Annotated in this window: 12 protein-coding genes; 2 read left to right on the top strand and 10 right to left on the bottom strand. The window is 61.0% G+C overall.

The features are described 5' to 3' along the window. Window positions 1-86 precede the first annotated feature (86 nt). The 9 genes from E4P32_RS02020 to E4P32_RS01980 form a co-directional block, all read right to left on the bottom strand. Window positions 87-1,034: an alpha/beta hydrolase gene (locus E4P32_RS02020; RefSeq protein WP_199525585.1), complete on the bottom strand. Its 948-nt coding sequence runs from the start codon at window positions 1,032-1,034 to the stop codon at window positions 87-89. Window positions 1,035-1,146: 112 nt separating this feature from the next. Beyond that, complete coding sequence (locus tag E4P32_RS02015) at window positions 1,147-2,709, bottom strand: MFS transporter (protein WP_116433488.1); 1,563 nt, start codon at window positions 2,707-2,709, stop codon at window positions 1,147-1,149. Between the two features lie 58 nt (window positions 2,710-2,767). Then, window positions 2,768-3,583, bottom strand: a complete 816-nt coding sequence (locus E4P32_RS02010; RefSeq protein ID WP_116433489.1) for an oxidoreductase — start codon at window positions 3,581-3,583, stop codon at window positions 2,768-2,770. A 322-nt stretch (window positions 3,584-3,905) separates the two neighbouring features. Further along, window positions 3,906-5,048 (bottom strand): PepSY-associated TM helix domain-containing protein, encoded by a 1,143-nt coding sequence (locus E4P32_RS02005; RefSeq protein WP_116433490.1) that lies wholly within the window; start codon window positions 5,046-5,048, stop codon window positions 3,906-3,908. Then, window positions 5,048-7,504 (bottom strand): TonB-dependent receptor, encoded by a 2,457-nt coding sequence (locus tag E4P32_RS02000; RefSeq protein ID WP_233526584.1) that lies wholly within the window; start codon window positions 7,502-7,504, stop codon window positions 5,048-5,050. Before E4P32_RS02000 ends, E4P32_RS02005 begins: the two co-directional genes overlap by 1 nt. Window positions 7,505-7,805: 301 nt before the next feature. Continuing rightward, window positions 7,806-8,828, bottom strand: coding sequence for a FecR family protein (locus tag E4P32_RS01995; protein ID WP_199525586.1), 1,023 nt, complete (start codon window positions 8,826-8,828; stop codon window positions 7,806-7,808). An 11-nt stretch (window positions 8,829-8,839) separates the two neighbouring features. Then, window positions 8,840-9,385, bottom strand: a complete 546-nt coding sequence (locus E4P32_RS01990) for a sigma-70 family RNA polymerase sigma factor (protein WP_116433491.1) — start codon at window positions 9,383-9,385, stop codon at window positions 8,840-8,842. A 177-nt stretch (window positions 9,386-9,562) separates the two neighbouring features. Continuing rightward, a complete protein-coding gene (locus E4P32_RS01985; protein WP_116433492.1) occupies window positions 9,563-11,719 on the bottom strand; it encodes a hybrid sensor histidine kinase/response regulator in 2,157 nt (718 codons plus the stop codon). Window positions 11,720-11,938: 219 nt separating this feature from the next. Beyond that, window positions 11,939-12,526, bottom strand: a complete 588-nt coding sequence (locus E4P32_RS01980; protein WP_116433493.1) for a flavin reductase family protein — start codon at window positions 12,524-12,526, stop codon at window positions 11,939-11,941. 184 nt (window positions 12,527-12,710) lie between these two features. On the opposite strand from E4P32_RS01980, the gene E4P32_RS01975 reads away from it, so the two are divergent. After that, window positions 12,711-14,228, top strand: a complete 1,518-nt coding sequence (locus E4P32_RS01975) for a PLP-dependent aminotransferase family protein (RefSeq protein ID WP_116433950.1) — start codon at window positions 12,711-12,713, stop codon at window positions 14,226-14,228. Here E4P32_RS01975 and E4P32_RS01970 read toward each other — a convergent pair. After that, window positions 14,198-16,948 (bottom strand): EAL domain-containing protein, encoded by a 2,751-nt coding sequence (locus tag E4P32_RS01970; protein ID WP_233526585.1) that lies wholly within the window; start codon window positions 16,946-16,948, stop codon window positions 14,198-14,200. The two genes, E4P32_RS01975 and E4P32_RS01970, sit on opposite strands and share 31 nt — an antisense overlap. Window positions 16,949-17,423: 475 nt before the next feature. Here E4P32_RS01970 and E4P32_RS01965 point away from each other — a divergent pair, with 475 nt between their 5' ends. Beyond that, the gene (locus E4P32_RS01965; RefSeq protein WP_116433495.1) at window positions 17,424-17,660 is read left to right on the top strand and encodes a hypothetical protein; all 237 of its coding nucleotides are present in this window, start codon (window positions 17,424-17,426) and stop codon (window positions 17,658-17,660) included. The last annotated feature ends 23 nt before the right edge of the window (window positions 17,661-17,683 follow it).

The following is a 17,683-nucleotide window of genomic DNA, read 5'->3' as shown; positions in this document are numbered from 1 at the left end:
AGCCGCTCAAACGCAAGTTTCAGCGGCTTTCTGTTTTCTGGCGATCAGTGTTATTTCAAATCCGACTGCCGATGCGCTTCACTCCATCACGGAAAGAAGCGCCGGATCTCGCCGGCGATGTCGGCGCCATTCTCTTCCAGCGCAAAATGGCCGGTGTTGTAGTAATGGACATCGGCAGTCGGAATCAGCGTCTTGATCACGTCGCCGCCATTGGGCGCGAAAATCGGGTCGTTGCGTCCCCATACGACAAGCGTGCGCGGCTGCCGGGATCGCAGGTAGTCCTGCCAGGCCGGATACAGCGCCAGGCTCGACGGAATATCGAGTTGCAGATCGGTCATGATGCGACGCTTGTCCGGGTCGTTCAACGCGTAGGCGTCGACCGCCCAGGAATCCGGGTTGAGTTGTTCGGGATGCGCGGCGCCGTACTGGTGCAACAGGTTCGAGGTTGCCTGCACCACGCGCGCCGCCGCCGCCGCGCGCTTCTCGGGCGTCATCGGACCGGCGGCGCCGGCCTGGATTGCAGCAAGCCTCTTGGCATCCCAGCCGTCCAGTGAGACCGGTGAATTCTGGATGATCAATCCGTCCACACGCTCCGGATTGCGCACCGCCATGCGCATGCCGACCGGCCCGCCGAAATCCTGCATGTACAGAATGTAGTTGGACAGATTGAGCTTGACTGCGAAATCCGTCATCACGGTGGCCAGGTTGTCGAAGGTCGGCTTGAACTTGTCAGCTGCGGGAGCTTCGCTGGCGCCCATACCCGGATAGTCCGGCGCCACCACATGAAAACGGTCCGCCAGCAATGGCATCAGATCGCGGAACATTGCCGATGACGAAGGAAAGCCGTGCAGCAGGAGCAAGGTCGGCGCGCGCGGATTGCCTGCTTCCCGATAAAAAATGTCGATGTTGTCGACAGTCGCATGACGATAGCGAATTGCCGTCCCGTCTGGGACTGCATTGGCTGCATTGCCTGCAACGGGTGTCGCAGCGATCGCCGCCAGCATCAGGGCCGCCAGTGTTGAACCGATTTTCATGCATTGATCTCCGATAGGTTTTACTGCGAATGGTCAGCCCGGCGAACGGGCGGGCGGATGCATTTCTTGCCCGCCATCTGATCTGAAATGACCCATCGCCTGACCCGCGCTTTTATTCGCCGGGAACGATGACCGCTTCCAGGTCGCTCTGCCCCTTTGCCGACAAGCCCTGCTCCCTCGGCATGATCAGATACATCAGCACCAGGCAAACCGCCGCAATCAACGCAGCGCCAATGCTGGTGGAGGCAAAACCAGCATCAAAAGCATGGCGCAGGGCATCCTGGTAGCGCGAAAAATCCACGCCGCCGGCATGCGCTTGCGCCGCTTCGCCCGCGACAAAATGTCTGGCCAGTTCCCGCGCGGCGTCAAGAGAAAGTCCCAAGCTCGCTGCACGGTCCGAAAATAATCTGGTGGTGGTCGCGGCCAGCACGGCGCCCAGTGCAGCCACGCTGAGCAACAAACCGGTAAAGCGGACGGTAGCGCTGACGCCCGACGCCATGCCTGCGCGTTCCGGTGGAATGGCGCCTTGCAAGGCCTTTGCCGTTTCACTGTTGAGCAATCCGGCGCCGACTCCCGCCCAGATCATCGCCGCAGCGAAGACGCCGTAGCTCAAGTCTGAAACGCTCACCAACGCCATCAGGAAATTGGCGGACGCCGTGATCGCCAGCGCCATGCCGAGGATGGCCTTCGACGGGATCACGGCCGACAGGCGCGCCCCCACCTTGGGAATCAGGAACATCGGCAGCGCGAACGGCAACATCGCCAGGCCGGCTGCTGCAGGCTCAAATCCGTAGGCTTTCTGGAGATAAACCGGAAGATAGAAAATCATCACCTGCGCACCGCCGGCATAACCGATCATCGCCAGGGCGCTGCCGATGAAGCGCGATGTCGTCAGCAGCGAAAAGTCGACCATCGGATCTTGCTGCCGCCGTTCCACGACAACAAACAACAGCAGCAACACGATGCCGCCGGCAAGGCGCAAGGAAATGGCGGCGCTGCTCCAGCCGAGCGCATTGCCGTCGATGACCGCCCAGGTGAGCAGGAACAGGCCGATGCTGAAGGTCGCCACGCCGGCGTAGTCCAGCTTTTTGGCCACCGGCGATTTCGATTCGGGAATGATTTTCTGCGTGGCGAAAATCAGTACGGCGCAAATCGGGACGTTAATCAGGAACACCCAGTTCCAGCCCCAATAGTTCGAGATCACGCCGCCGATGATGGGACCGCATGTGATGGCAATGCCCAGGCAAGATCCCCAGAATGCGTAAGCCCGGGCGCGCTCCTTGCCCTGGAATTCGTTGTTGATGATGGCCAGCGCCGCCGTCAGCAGCAGACTGGCGCCGACACCTTGCACCGCCCGCGCCAGGTTCAGCAACAGCGGCGTCGTGGCGATGCCGCAGAACAGCGATGCCAGTGCAAAGATGAATTGCCCCAGCAGGATGGCTTTCTTGCGGCCGTAGATGTCCGCCCATGATCCGGCGGCAAGCAGCAACGCGGCGAAAGGAAGGACGTAAGCGGTAATGACCCATTGCAAGGCGGAAAAATCCGCCCCGATGGAACGCGCGATCGTCGGCAGCGCAACCGCGACCACATTGGAATCCAGCATCACCAACGACGATACGATGGCGGCGATGTAAAGGATGCGGTTTGCTTCGGCCGGGTTACGGGCAGCAGTCATTTTATTGCTCGATCAGTGAGGAGTGGATAGACAGCGGTTGTCATGACGCGTTGGTGCGTCAGACCGGCAACTGGTTGTATTTCCTGAGATTTTTATCGACCATCGATTCCGGCAGGAATCTCCGCATGAAGCTGACCTGCTGCGCCAGTTTTCCTGCGGTATAACGCCGCTTCGGCACGGCATCTGTTGCCGCCTTCAACACCGTATCGGCGACCACGTCGGGCGAGTCGCCGGCGACGATGCCTTTTCGCATCAACGCTTCCATGTCCGCGCGTACGGCGTCATAGACGGCAAGCGATGCATCCGGCCTTGTGATGCTTTCTTCGAACGAAGTCCTGATCAGTCCGGGCTCGACCAGCGCCACCCGGATGCCGAACGTGCGCAGTTCATGATCCAGTGACTCCGAATAACCTTCGACGGCATGTTTCGTCGACGCGTAGAGAGCGTTGTAAGGCGACGGTATCAGCCCCAATATCGAACTCATGTTGACGATCCGCCCGCTGCGCTGCGCCCGCATCGTCGGCAATACGGCGTTGGTCACGCGCAGTATTCCGAAGACGTTCACGTCAAACAGCGCCTGGGCCTGGGCAACGGAGGATTCTTCCGCAGCGCCCAGCAAACCGATGCCCGCGTTGTTGACCAGCAAATCAATCCGCTCGTCCTTGCGCAACACTGCCGCCACCATGGCTTGAACCGACGCGTCGTCGGTCACGTCGCAGACCAGCATGGAAATACCGTCGACGTTGTCGGCCATGGCTTTACGGCTGGTGCCGAACACCCGATACCCGGCTTGCTTGAGCCTTTTTGCGGTCGCCAGGCCGATGCCCGACGAAGCGCCTGTCACTATCGCCACGCGTCCATAAACGTTGCTCATTATTTCTATCTCCACATCGGCAGATCAGTCTAAAAAGAAGGGTTACTATCATTTCGAAAGTAATATTACTATCATTATGAAAGTAATTCATCATTTAATTGAATGCTCAATCAAGGTGTCGCCAAAACACCTTCCCGACGGCATGCGCGCGTGCCTTGGCGTTTCCGGAGTGCAAGGGGAGCGTGTTGATTTGGCGGGATGTGCGCCGGAGGAAGAGTTGGAGAGGGAGAAGATGGTGGAGAAAAAGGAAACGAGCGCAGATCGAGGAAACGAGCGCAGATCGGCCCGTTTCCGATGACTGTCTTGATTGCGATTTCCAGCACTAGGCCAGTGTATTGCCGATTTCCTTTGACCGTTTTGCGTAAAGCAGAAAACCGCTGACCAATACAAGGATGGCAATCACATCGAGGAAGGCCCAGACCACTTTCAGCGGCATCCCGCCGAAGTCGCCGAAATGCAGCGGCCGGGACAGTTGGAGCGCGCGCAAATATCCCGGCATCTGCGCGACCGATGCCAGCTTGCCGCTTGCTGCGTCCACGAAGGCCGCGCTGAACAGGCGATGGGTCAGCGGCGTGTTGCCGTTGGACCAGACCAGAAAATGTCGCGGATTGTTGAATGTCCGACTCGGGAAAATAATGCTCGTCACGTTATTTTCAGGCAGGGCATCCCTCACCTTCGCGAAGACGGCGTCGACGGAAGCGGAGTCGCCGCGCCCCAAAGGAACATGGTCACCGCTGCCGAAACGACCTGCCTCCCCTGCTCTCCATAGCGCGGCCAACGGCTTCGACACTTCGTTGAGCACTCCCGTTGCGCCCACCACGGCCAGCCAGACGGCAATGACGATTCCCGTCAGATTATGCAGGTCGAGCCATCGTATCCTTGAGTTGCGCTGTCGCAGCGTGCCAAACGACAAGCGCTTCATGTACGGTGCGTACAACACCACTCCCGAGATGATTGCCACCACAAACAAAACACCGACAAATCCCATCAACATCTCGCCTGCAAACCCGGCGAACAGATCGGTATGCAGCCGATTGAGCACGCCCATGACGCTCAGGCGGCGACTTGCCACCGGCAGCGGTTCGTCGAGCAGCATCCCGCTGTCCGCATCGAAGACCAGCGGATGATCGCGACGGCGGTCGGGCATATCGGCCGGCCCCAGCACGACCTTGACCTGGCGCTCATCCTTGTCGAAAAATACGAAACGCACCTTCTCCTGCGGGTAGCGTGCTGCGGCGACCGTGATCATGCCGTCCAGGCTGGGCGGGTCAACCTTCACGGCGGGACCTCTGAGCATGGCAGGCGGCGCCATGAGCTCATCAATCTCATCCGAAAAGATCATCGGCAAACCCGTCACGCACGAGAGCAGCAAGAACAGCGTGCATCCCAGGCTGCTCCAGCGATGCACTGTGCGCCGCAGCCGTATCGTCCCCAGGCGGAACGCCGGCATCAGGACTCTTGCCATCAGAAATCGAAGGTCGTCGAAATCAGCAGCGTGCGCGGTGCGCCGCGGGCAAGTCCGAAGGAACTGGATGTCGCCGCCCAGTAATCCTTGCCCAGTGCATTCTCGATGGCGGCGCGAATCACCACCGGTGTTCCCGCAATGCTGGTGTTATAGCGTGCACCAAGATCGAGACGCGTCCATGACGGAATGCTCTGGGTGTTGGCGACGTTGTAGTACTGCGAAGAGGTATAGATCACACGTCCCGTGAGCGTCATTCCGGGTACATAGGGTGTATCCCATTCGGCGCCCAGATTGAGCTGCGTGGTCGGCACGCCGATCGCCTTCTTGCCGTCGAAAGTGCCGCCGGCCGTCTTCGTCATGATGCCGCGCAGGAAGCTCACGCCGCCAAGCAATCGGACGCCGCGTGCGGCCTCGCCGAACGCATTGATTTCAATCCCCTGATTGCGCTGCTTGCCGTCAACGCCATAGGTATTGGTTGCCGTATTGGTGTAACCGCTCGGCTGCTCGATCTGAAAAACGCCGATGGTGGTGGCGAAACGTCCCATGTCGTACTTGACGCCCGCTTCATATTGCCTGGACGCGAGCGGCTCGAACATGGCGCCGGCATTCGTCGTTCCTGCCGGTGCGGTCGGTCCCTGGCTGAGGCCTTCAATGTAGTTGCCGTACAGGCTGACGGCCGGCGAAAGTTTGACGATCAGTCCCACCGCCGGCGTCACTTTGCTGCGGTCGTACAACGACGTTTGCGCGCTGGTGGTGGCGCTGAAATTACGCACCTTGACGTTTTGTTGTCGCGCTCCAAGCGTCAGTTGCACCGTATCGTCAAAGAAGGACAGCGTGTCGGCCAGGGCGATACTGTCCAGATCCGATTCCGCCGTTTTTGGCGCCGTGCTGGAATAGGCCGACAGGCTCGGTTGGCTGATGCTTCCCGGCGCGTACATGTTGGATGTGTAGGTGGCAAAAATCGGCGCCAGCACGCCGGACTCGGTATGCAGCGTCGTGGCGCTCAGATTGACTTCGTGCTTCACGGGTCCGGTGCTGAACTTGCCTTTCAGGCCCGCAACACTGGTGTTGCTGTTGGAAAACGTCGGCTGGAAGTATTGATTGGCGCGGAAATTCCCGGCTGCATTTTGCAGATAGATGAAGTTGTACAGACCGAGGAAATCGTTTTTCCGCGCACCGAACGCCGCATAGGCGCTCAGATTGTCAGTGATGTCCACCTCACCCTGGATCATGCCGAAACGGTCTGTCGATTTTGCGAAATACCATGGCTGCCCGAGGCTGAGGCGGCTGTCCGGCGCAGAAGGAATCTGAAAATTGGCATTGTCGGTATACACGATGCGCGTCGGCGCATCGGTACGCATGTCGTGATAGCCGAGGTCCGCCGAGACGCGGAAACGTTCGCTGCGGTAGTCAATGCCCACGGTTGCCGATGACGCCCGTTGCGACTGATCGTTGACGCCCGTGCGGCCGTCGCGATAGGCGCCGTTGAAGCGGATGCCCCAGCTGTTGTCCTGCCCGAATCGTCGCCCCAGATCGAGATGGGCGCCGAACTGGGCGTCGGAATAATAGCTGGTGGTGAGCTGGGTAATGGGCTTGTCGGTGGCGCGCTTGGTGACCAGATTGATGTTGCCGCCGACGCCGCCGGTCGGCGCCATGCCGTTGAGCAGCGCGCTGGGACCTTTGAGGATCTCAACGCGCTCGATGGCTTCCAGTCCGCCGGTCATCTGCGGCGGCACGATGCCATACAGTCCGTTGACGGCCATGTCTTGCGTTTGCGTTGGAAATCCACGGATCGTGAACTGGCTGATGTAGCTGACGTCGGGCCAGATGGTGCGTACCGATGGGTCGTTCTTGACGACGTCGCCGATGGTGCGCGCCTGCTGGTTCTGTATCGTCTCCGCCGTGATGGTCGTGACGTTGAAGGGCGTATCCATGAAGTCGCGATCCCCGAGGAAGCCGATCTTTCCTTTGCGGGCGACCTGTCCTCCGGCGTAAATTCCCGGCGACGCGTCTTCCGTTGCCGTGATTGTCACGGCAGGCAGCACGCCGGCGGCGGCCCCCGGCGCCGCACGCCGCAATACGTACTGCCCTTGGCTATTGAGCACGACGTCGAGGCCCATGCCGCCGAGGATAGCGGCGAATCCCTCCCGCACAGTGTAGTTTCCTTTCAGTCCCGCACTGTTCTTGCCGCTGGTCAATTCAATCGCGCCAGCCAGGAATACGCCGGCTTCGCCGGCAAATCGCGTCAATACCGTCTGCAATGGTCCCGGCGGGATGTCGTAACCGTGCACGGCGTCGGACGCGGCGACTGGCTGCTGCCTGGACGGATTGCCTGCGTTTGACGCAGATTGCGCATGCGTGTCGCCGGACCAGGCCGCCGCCGCGATCGCGCTCAGTTGCAAGGCCAGAACCAACGGGCGCAAGGCAAACCGGGAGCCGGCGGCACGCTGCGCCATTTCATTGGGTGGTATCGCGATAGCAGTACGGGACAGAGCGCAAGACAGGCGGCCAGGCAGACGATGAGACAGACGGTGATGCATGGGAAGTCGACTCCAAAGAAAGAGGGAAGATGAAAAGATCAAGTCCCATCTTCAGCACCGAACCGCCGCTTCGTCTGTATCTCCGACAGACTCCGCAAGCGTGGGGTTCGGCACACTCTTCCGTCCCTGCAGGAAGAGGCATGGATGTGACTTCTCTTACTCCATGAATCAATCGAGGGATGCAAAAGCGGAACCGGTTTTGCAGAGAAATCTGAAATTATTTTTTTGACGCGCTGCTGCGGTCGTCGGCTTCGATCGTCGTCCACCAGGGAAGAGGACGACTGACGCGTGCGTGCACGGCATCGGCCAGCATGCTCATCGTTTGCGGTACGTCGCCCAGCGGATAGATGCCGAAGACGTGTCTTTGAGCGAGTTCCGGCGCCACGCCCAGATGACCGCCGTGATAACGCCGCAATTCCTGCACAATCTCCTGCAACGGCAGATCCCAGGCGACCAGTTGTCCCTGGCTCCAGGCCTGGCGCGCCGGATCTGCTGGTGAAACCCGCTGCACGGCGACGCCGTCAAACGTGGTCTGTTGACCGGCCGGAATGACGACGGCGGCGCTGCCGTTGGCGGTGCGCACTTCTACTTTGCCTTCATAGACGGCGAGGAAAGTCTTGCCTTCTTCCAGGCGTACGGTGAACCGCGTCCCCAGCGCGCGCAGCCGTCCTTGCGCGGTATCGACGACAAATGGCCGGGAAGCATCGGCCGCAGTGGTGATCAGGATCTCGCCGGCCAGCAGATGAAGACGGCGCAGCGCGGGCTGGTAGTCGGCGTTGAAAGCGCTGGCGGTATTGAGCCAGACGCGTGTCCCGTCAGGCAACGCAACTTCCCGTATCTCGCCGGTGCCGGTATGGTGGTCTGCCGCGAGAACTGCAACGAATTGCCCTACAGCCATGCGATACCATGCCCCCCATCCCAGCAGGCTGATGCCCGTAAATGCCGCCACGCGCGTCAGCACCCGGCGACGCTTCAGCAACCGGTGGTTGACCGTCAGCAAACTATCGGAAGTCGCCTGCGGATCGGGAGTCTGCTGCAGCGGCGCCAGGATGCGACGGCTGACCGACTCCACATAAGCCCACGCCTGGCGATGGTGCGGACTTGCCGCCAACCAGGATTGCCAACGTGACTTGTCGTCGTCGCCGGCCTGGCCGGACACCAGCAGCGCATACCATTCGGCGGCCTCTTCCATGGCGCGATGCGGAATTTCCGAGGGAGAACCGGACGACGCCGTGCTCATTGCCGACGTGCTCACAGTTCGGAGGAATAGCGAAGCTCAGCTGCGGTATGGCGCGCGTTGGCCTGCATGCAGCAGAGCATTGCCTGCGCCACATACTTGCGCACCATGCGTGAAGACACGCCAAGCTCGGCAGCTGTTTCGGGTTCAGTCATCTCGCACACGCTCACCATCAGAAAGGCTTTGGCCGCCTTAGGCGGCAGTCCGAGCAGCAAGGCGCTCATCTCGTGGAGCGCTTCAAGAATGATCGCCTGCCGCTCCGCAGACGGTGCGCATTGCTCGGGATGCGCCGCCAGCGTGTCGAGCCAGGCCTGCTCGATTTCACGGCGGCGCCAGAGGTTGATGCACATGCCCTGGGCCATGGTGCGCAAGTACGCGCGCGCCTCTCCTACGCTGCCGAAGCCGCGCGGGGCTGGTTTCAACATCAGGCGAAGAAAGGCGTCATGCGCCAGATCGGCGGCATCGGCGGCGTTGCCCAGTCGTCGCTGCAACCAAGTCCTGAGCCACGTGTGATGGTCGACGTAGAGAGCGTCAATCTGCTGTTGTGCGTAAAACTCCATAGCCGGCCCCGCCCTCTCTTATGGATATAGGAGTGCGTGGCACTCACTTAAATGGGAATTATTCTCATTTTATCCGATTGCAAAAAGGCTAGCAACGACGTGCGTTGCCGTCATTTTTACGAAAGCTGACCGACTGTTGATTTGACAGGAAGACTGCATCGCGAGAAAGACCGGATTTTATCGGCCCTGTCCCACCGGGTCGATCTGTATGTCATCAATCCGTAAATGCTGATTGATGCTCTCCAGCGAGAACGGTTTCGACACGACCTTGAAGCCGCTCTTCATCGCCGACTGCAGGTCTTCGGCATAGCCGCTGATGAGGACCACCGGCAAGGCCGGGTGCGACAGTTGGAGTTTCTTCGCCAGCGCGATGCCGGTGATGCCTCCCGGCATGTGGATGTCGGAGATCACCAGTTCGACCTGGTTATCCAACAGGAACTGCTCTGCATCCATCGCGTTCTTCATGTGCGTGACCGTGTGCCCGGCCGTCTGCAGCAGCGTGATGATGCCGTCGGCGACGTCGAGGTTGTCTTCGACCAGCAGCAGCTTCAACGGCTTCACCACCGCAGGCGTTGCCGCCGGATCCGGCTCCGGCTCTCGCACCGCGCCTTCGGCCGCCGGCAGGAAGATGGATACCGTGGTGCCGACGCCGAGCGTACTTTCCAATTCCACATGGCCGCCGGCGGCGCGTGCAAAATTCTGTACCTGCGACAATCCCAATCCGGTTCCCTTGCCTGCTTCCTTGGTCGTGAACAGCGGATCGAACGCTTGTCGGCGTGCGCTCTCGGACATGCCGATGCCGTGATCAACGATGGCGAGGCGCACAAAATAATCATGTGTTTGTTCGTCGTTGCGCTTGAGGACATTCCCAACCTGCAGCGTGATCTTGCCCTCGGAGGGACTCGCATCGCGTGCGTTCATGAGCACGTTGATCAGCGCCAACTGCAGCTCGATCGGATCGACGCAGACCGGCCAGGTATCCGGCTCCACCACAACCGTACAGCGCTCGGCGCCGATCGGATTGAGCAACAGGATCTGCCATTCCGGGAGGCGGGTCTGCAGCGCGAGTACCTCCGGCTTGAGCGGCTGACGACGGCTCACGCCCAGCAATTGCCGCGTCAGTTGCTGACCGCCATTGACGGCACGCTCAATCGCATCAATCTGCTTTTCAACGCCGGCGATGCGCTTGAGGCGGATGATCTGGATGCCGGTCGTGACCACCATCAGGCAGTTGTTGAAATCGTGCGCCACGCGGCCGAGCAGCTTGCCGAGCGCTTCAAATTTCTGCGATTCGCGCAGCGTGGATTCGGCCGTGTGGCGCAGGCTGAATTCGCGTCTCCAGTGGCTCCACGCGACGCGCTGGTCGCGCACTTTACGAATCGCGAACACGATGATTCCGCACAGCAGCCCGCACGGTACCAGCAGCAAGGCCGCCGCCAACGCCATGTAGGATAGCCAGGCGTTTCGCACGCTTGTCAGTGAGCCGGCCGACACCACATAGAGATCGTGATTGGCGACGCGCCGATAAGCGAGGATTTTCTTGTCGCCGTCAATGGGAGAAATACCGACCAATGCACCCGACTCCGGGTTCGCCTGGATGCCGCGGAAGAACGGCGACCCCGCCGGCACGGTCGAGAACTCGCCCAGCAGGCGTGGATAACGGACCAGCAGCGCGCCGTCCTCGCGCACCAGTGACAACGACTGATGCATGTCGCCGGGCAGCATTTCCTCGTAGAAGGACAAGAAATAATTTGGATCGAGCGACACCAGGATGATGCCGAGGAATTCACCGCTCTCCGAGCGCCGCGCCACGCCATCGGTAAACACCGGCTGCAGGGCACGCCGGCCGATCACCACGGGAGAGACCGACTCCTGCTTGCCTTCCTTGAGCGTCTTGAAATAATCCCGGTCCGACACGATCGTCCCCGGCGACGGATACTCGCGGCTGTGCACCAGCAGCTCGCCGTCCTTGCCGATGATGCCGACTGACACGACCTGCGGCAGGCCGGCGATCATGCGGCGCAATTTGGTGTGGATGTTTCTTTCGTCGGCGTGGATCGCGCTCTCGCTCATCCCGCCGAGCAAGTCTTCAATACGCCCCTTGAGCGCAGCGTTGAGTTCGAACACTTTGTCCGCGTGTTCCTTGGCCACCACCGTGGCGCGCGCCGCCGAGAGTTCGGCCTGTTCATGCAGGGTGCGCCACTGGACGAAGCCGAGCACGCTCAGTAACGCCGCGGAAATCAGCACGCACAGCGCCAGCAAGGCGATCAGGAGGCGTCGCTGCACGTCGAATCCCACGCGCGGTGCGCTGAGATCCGCTGCGTCTGTCGCCATTGGTTGATTATTATTGGTGTCCAAGAGCCATTTCCCGATTCATTTCTGATGAATGTTTGCCGCCCCCCTGCTGACGTCACAGGTTGCCACAGCACATGTACTGATGACAACAATGTTCCTCCCGGCGCTGAGGAGTATCTCCAAACCGGCTGCAAAAGAGCAGGTCGAGAAACACTGATTACCGTGTAGGACAAAGCGAAGTGATCGACGCGGGCGGGGTTACGCCGCTTCGCCTCCTGCGGCACGCAGAGGTTCGCCTATGGCGTAGTAATTCCCGCCGGCAATGTAGTGCAGGCTGCGCCATTCCGGACCCGCGTCTTCGAAGCGCCAGTGGCCGTCGCGGAAAACCCGCGTGTCGGCCCAGGCGCCGACGACTTCGCCGATGAACAGGTCGTAGGTGTTCTGGTTGTGCGGCTCCGGGATCAGGCGACATACCAGCCACGCGGAGCAGCCTGCCACCAGCGGCTGGTCGTGACCTTCCGCCCGGAATAACTCCACGCCGCAGCGGCCGAGCTTGTCCGGCGCTTCCGACAAGCTGGTGCTGCCGACCGCCTGGGTCAGCTCCAACTGAGCGGCGTTGGGCACCTGCAACACAAAGAAGCCGCTCTGCTCCACCAGCGCGCGCGTGGCGGTGGCCTTGTCCAGCACCACCGTCACCTTGGGCGGGGCGAAATCCAGTGCGCAAGCCCAGGCCGCCGCCATGACGTTGACGGTGCCGCCATGTTCGGCCGACACCAGCACCGTCGGACCGTGATTCAACAAGCGGTAGGCTTTGCCGAGTTCAACTGCGGATATATGTTCGTTCATGTCATTTACTTGAAGGTGGATTTCGGAAAATCTGTATTATCGTCTGATCCGGAAAAGCGGACAGGGGCAGCCTTTCCGGCCGGAAATACAATAAAACGCGCTCATACTCTCGTATGATTGGCGGACGGCAGTCGGCGACATAACATGGAAAAAGGGTGCAATGAAGCATCTCGGGGAAAACACCATGAAGCTATACGAAACGCTCGCGGAAACCATCAGAGAACAAATCGCCCGCGGCGTCATGCACGAGGGCGAAAAGATCCCGTCGGTCCGACGCACCAGCCAGCAACACAATCTCAGCATCTCCACCGTGATCCGCGCCTACCTGTTGCTGGAGAGCCGCGGCGTGATCGAGAGCCGGCCGCAGTCGGGCTACTTCGTGCGCGCCGGCCAACAGGACGCCGCATCCTCGACATCGCCCTCGCGCCCGCCGGCTATACAGCCGACGGCGGAAAACCTGTCGTCGTACGCACTGGTGCTGTCCAACCTGCGCATGATCAATTGCCAGAATTCGGTGCCGCTCGGCTCGCCCTATCCCGACCCGTCGCTGTTTCCCGAGGCCAGGATCAGCCAGCTCGCGCGTGGCCTCTACAAACGCCGCGAACGCCAGGAACTGATCGGTGCGCTGCCGCCCGGCCATCCCGAACTGATCCGGCAAATCGCCCGTCGCCATCTTGAAACCGGGCTGGCAATCGACGCCGCCGAAATCATCATCACCGAAGGCGCCACCGAAGCCATCAACCTGTGCCTGCAAGCGGTCGCCAGGAGCGGCGACGCCATCGCCGTGGAGGCGCCGGCCTACTACGCCGTGTTGCATGCCATCGCCCGGATGGGTATGCGCGCCGTGCCGATCGCCACCGATCCCGAGACCGGCATCGATATCGACGCACTGGAAGAAGCCATCGCCGCCGAGGGCATCGTGGCTTGCATCGTCATGCCGAATTTCCAGAATCCACTCGGCTTCGTCATGCCCGAGCAGCGCAAGAAGATGCTGGTGGAGATGATGCGCAGACATGACCTTCCCCTCATCGAGAACGATGTCTACGGTGAACTGCACTTCGACGAGCAGCGTCCCAAATCGCTGAAGGCTTTCGACCGCGCCGGACTGGTGCTGTACTGCAGCTCTTTCTCGAAAAGCCTGACGGCCGAACCGCGCATCGGCTGGACCCTGCCGGGACGCTATCGCGAAAGTATCGAAGGTCTCAAATTCCTCAACACAGTGACGACGCCGTCGACGCCGCAGATGGCGATCGCCGACTACCTCAAGAACGAAGGTTACGACTACCACCTGCGCCGCCTGCGCAAGACCTACGCCCAACAAGTGCGCATCATGAGCGCAGCGGTGCTGCGCTTCTTCCCGGCCGGCACCCGCGTGTCGCACCCTACCGGCGGCTATCTGCTGTGGGTTGTCATGCCCGCGCATATCGACGCGCTGGAACTGTATTCGCGCGGCCACGGCGAGGGCATCAGCATCGCGCCCGGCACCATGTTCAGCATCGACGAACAGTTCCGCAATTGCCTGCGCCTGAACTGCAGCTTTCCCTGGAGTCCGAGACTGGAAGCCGCAGTACAAACGCTCGGCGGCATTGCCACACAATTGAATGCAGTAAGGTCCATTGCTGCAACACCTCCGGCTGCCCTGCCAAAAGCTTCCCGGCCGCGCGCAGCTGTTCAGGGAACCGGATTGACCAAACTCAGGTGAGACGAACGCACGCTCGACGCTGTATCGTCCACCGCGGCGAACCAATGCCGCAGGTCACCGATCGTGCCGGGACGAGCAAACAGATAGCCCTGGAAGTTGCCACAGCCGATCTTCTTCAGCGCCGCCCATTGCTCCGCCGTCTCCACCCCCTCCGCCACCACTTGCAGCCCCATACTCTGCGCCAGATTGACGATGGTGCGGACGATCGATGACGCGTGCGGCGTCAGCAGCATGTCCTGGACGAACGAGCGGTCGATCTTCAACTGGTCAATCGGCAGCTTCTTCAGATAGCTCAGCGACGAATAACCGGTACCGAAATCGTCCAGCGAGAAGCCGACGCCATGCGTCTTCAGCATGCTCATTTTGTGGATCAGGTCTTCGACGTCGGTCAGCAGCATGCTCTCGGTCAATTCCAGCTTGAGGCGACGCGGATTGGCGCCGGTGCGCTCGATGATCTGCAGGATGCGCTGGGTGAATTCCGGCTGGCGGAACTGGCGCGCGCTGACGTTGACGGCGATCGTCAGGTGCGCGGTATCGCGACGCGCCGACCATTGCACCAGTTGTTCGCAGGCGGTTTCCAGCGCCCACTCGCCGAACTCGACGATGATGCCGGACTTTTCGGCCTGGGTAATGAAGGTGCCGGGAAACACCAGCCCGCGCTGCGGATGCCGCCAGCGCATCAGCGCCTCGACGCCGCTCAGGCGACCGTCGTTGTCAACGATGGGCTGGTAGTGCAACAGCAATTCCTTGCGCGCCAAGGCATGCCGCAGGTCGGTTTCCAGCATGGCGATTTCGTCGAGCGCTTCCTGCATGCGCGGATCGAAAAAACGGAAAGTATTGCGCCCTGCCGCCTTGGCTTCGTACATCGCCATGTCGGCCTGCCGCAGCAGGTCGTTGACGGTGTGTTCGCCGCCTCCGAACATCACCACGCCGATGCTGGGCGTGCTGCGCAATTCATAGGCGCCGAGCGCATAGCCGGCGTTGAGCGCGGCCAGCACCTTGCGGCAAACGAACTCGGCGTTGTTGCCTGCTTCTTCGGGGGAAGCGCCAAGGTCATCCAGCAGGATCACGAATTCGTCACCGCCTAGGCGCGCCACGGTATCCACTTCACGCGTCACTTGCGTGAGGCGGCGCGCCACCAGGCCCAGCAACTGGTCACCCATGTCGTGGCCCATGGTGTCATTGAGTGATTTGAAGTTGTCGAGGTCGACGAAGATCACCGCCCCGTGATAACCGCCGCGTTCACTGCGCGCCACTGCATGCGCCAGGCGTTCCAGCAGCAGGCGTCGGTTGGGAAGATTGGTCAGGCCGTCGTAGAACGCCAGGTGTGCAATGTCGGCCTCGGCCTGTTTGCGCGCGCTGATATCCATGCGCGTGCCGACCATGCGCAGGGCGCGACCGTGCACATCGCGCTGCACCACGCGGCCGCGGCACTGGATCCAGACCCAATGGCCGTCGCGATGCCACATCTGGTATTCGGCTTCGAACGAATGACTGCTGTCGTGCAGATGCTGGCGCAGCACTCGGTCGAGTTCGTCGCGATGCTCAGGATTGACCAGGCTGCGCCATTCGCCGGGCGTGTTGTGCTGGCGCTCGGCCGGATAGCCGAGCATGGCGTTGGCGCGCGCGTCGACGGTGCGGCTGTCGTTGGGGATGTCCCAATCCCACAGACCGAGGTTGGCGCCGCTCAGCGCCAGTTCGATGCGTTCGGTGGTTTCGGCCTGATGCGCCTCGTGCGCACGCACAAGATGTTGAGCAATGCGCCGACGCCGTTGCACCAGCGCCAGCGCCAGTGAGCCGATCATGGCGAAGACGCACCACGCCAGCAGGTAGGACATCGCCAGGTCGTGCCAGCCGGCATGCAGTTTGTCGACGCTGCGCGTGAGGCTGATGACCAGGGTCTTGTCCAGCCCGAGGTCGCCCGGCGCCACGCTTCTTTGCACCACCATGCGCTTCTCGCCGTCGCCGCCCAGGCCGACCAGTACGCTGGTGGCATTGCCGCCGCGCAAATGGCGCAGCAGGAAGTCGTCCTCGCCTGCGCCAAGCGAGCGCATCGCTGCAGTGTTGGCCGGTACGAACAGCACGCGGCGGCCGTCTTCCTGGGTGATGGCGCTGTTCATGTCTTCCGCGTACAGCGCCGAACGCATGACGGCGTCGAAGTATTCCGGATTGAGGATGGCGCTGATGGCGCCGACGTTGTGCGCGCCGGCGTCGAGGATCGGCACCGACAGCTTGATGTTGAACACGCCCGGCGTGTTTTCAAACGGCTGCGACAGATACATCAGCTTGCGTGAATACATCTGTGAAATCTGCGACAGGAAATCGCGGTCGTCCAAATGGCGGTCGCCCATGTCGTCGGCCGACATGCGGATCTTGCCTTCAGCATCGAGCACCACCAGCGCGCGTACGCCAGGCATGGCGCGCTTGAGCGCATGCAGCAGCAGGTTCTGGCAGTCGCCGCCGCAACGCGCAGGATCGACGATCGCTTCACGCGCGCTGTCGAGCGCATTGCGCACGCCCTGAAACTGATGCGACAGGTTCTCTTCAATGATCCGGGCTTGCGTCTGCATGCGCGAGGTTTCCGACGCCGTGATCAGGCGCCGTTCGGCCCAGATGAAGTTGGCGATCAGCAAGGCGGTGAACACCAGCACGGCACCAAAGGTACACCATTCAAGAATGCTGCGACTGAAGCCGACCTGGCGGAACAGATGCCTGCGCATATCGCCTCGCTCGATGGCTTTCACGAGACGCGGGCCAGCACCACGGCAAACGCCATGGCTTGCCTGATCCGTATGGAAATATTTTCGAGCCTCATCTGATGTCCTCGCTGTGCGTGACGAACCGTGACGAACCGTGGCGAACTGTGACGCCTGCGCCGGATTGGCGCCGCTTGTCGTTATTCGACCTGTTGCTGCAAGTCTAAAAGCAAGTGCGTCGGCACTGGACGCACACATGAGGCAACATGCGAGGAACACAGTTGCGCGGGAATGAGAACCACTGACATCGCGCGCAAACCTTTGCGGGCAAGGGATTGCGCTATGAAGAAGTACAGCCGGAACACGGTCGGAAAAGGGCGATGATTAAACCAAGGTATGAGCACAGCCACACCTTGGTCGGATGGCGGCGGCGGCAACGCGCACCTAAGCTCGACGTTCCAAACAATGCGCACACGCAACCACACCCAACGGAGAACACATGCTGATTGAAGTCATCGGTCAATATGAAATTGTGCTCGAAGCCTACCCCGACCTGTCGGCGTCGGCATGGACGCCTTACCTGACCATCTATCGCGGCCGCGCCGCTTCGTATCGCAGCATCCGCGTTCTGGAGCGCCAGCCGGTCGCGTCAGAACGCCCGGCACAAAGCCGCGAGCAGGCAATCGATCTTGCGCGCCTGCACGCAGCGCGCAAGATCGCAACCGGGAATTTCTAGCAATCCCGCACGCAGGAAGACAA

The sequence above is a fragment of the Herbaspirillum sp. 3R11 genome (assembly GCF_004563925.1).
Classification (GTDB): domain Bacteria; phylum Pseudomonadota; class Gammaproteobacteria; order Burkholderiales; family Burkholderiaceae_D; genus Herbaspirillum.
Note: the sequence above shows the minus strand (reverse complement) of the source record. Positions and strands in the feature narration are given on the sequence as shown.

Coding starts and splice junctions, on each gene's coding strand:
- E4P32_RS02020 (WP_199525585.1), bottom strand. CDS start 1,034: ATGAAAATCGGTTCAACACTGGCGGCCCTGATGCTGGCGGCGATCGCT.
- E4P32_RS02015 (WP_116433488.1), bottom strand. CDS start 2,709: ATGACTGCTGCCCGTAACCCGGCCGAAGCAAACCGCATCCTTTACATC.
- E4P32_RS02010 (WP_116433489.1), bottom strand. CDS start 3,583: ATGAGCAACGTTTATGGACGCGTGGCGATAGTGACAGGCGCTTCGTCG.
- E4P32_RS02005 (WP_116433490.1), bottom strand. CDS start 5,048: ATGGCAAGAGTCCTGATGCCGGCGTTCCGCCTGGGGACGATACGGCTG.
- E4P32_RS02000 (WP_233526584.1), bottom strand. CDS start 7,504: ATGGCGCAGCGTGCCGCCGGCTCCCGGTTTGCCTTGCGCCCGTTGGTT.
- E4P32_RS01995 (WP_199525586.1), bottom strand. CDS start 8,828: ATGAGCACGGCGTCGTCCGGTTCTCCCTCGGAAATTCCGCATCGCGCC.
- E4P32_RS01990 (WP_116433491.1), bottom strand. CDS start 9,385: ATGGAGTTTTACGCACAACAGCAGATTGACGCTCTCTACGTCGACCAT.
- E4P32_RS01985 (WP_116433492.1), bottom strand. CDS start 11,719: ATGGCGACAGACGCAGCGGATCTCAGCGCACCGCGCGTGGGATTCGAC.
- E4P32_RS01980 (WP_116433493.1), bottom strand. CDS start 12,526: ATGAACGAACATATATCCGCAGTTGAACTCGGCAAAGCCTACCGCTTG.
- E4P32_RS01975 (WP_116433950.1), top strand. CDS start 12,711: ATGAAGCTATACGAAACGCTCGCGGAAACCATCAGAGAACAAATCGCC.
- E4P32_RS01970 (WP_233526585.1), bottom strand. CDS start 16,948: ATGCGCAGGCATCTGTTCCGCCAGGTCGGCTTCAGTCGCAGCATTCTT.
- E4P32_RS01965 (WP_116433495.1), top strand. CDS start 17,424: ATGCTGATTGAAGTCATCGGTCAATATGAAATTGTGCTCGAAGCCTAC.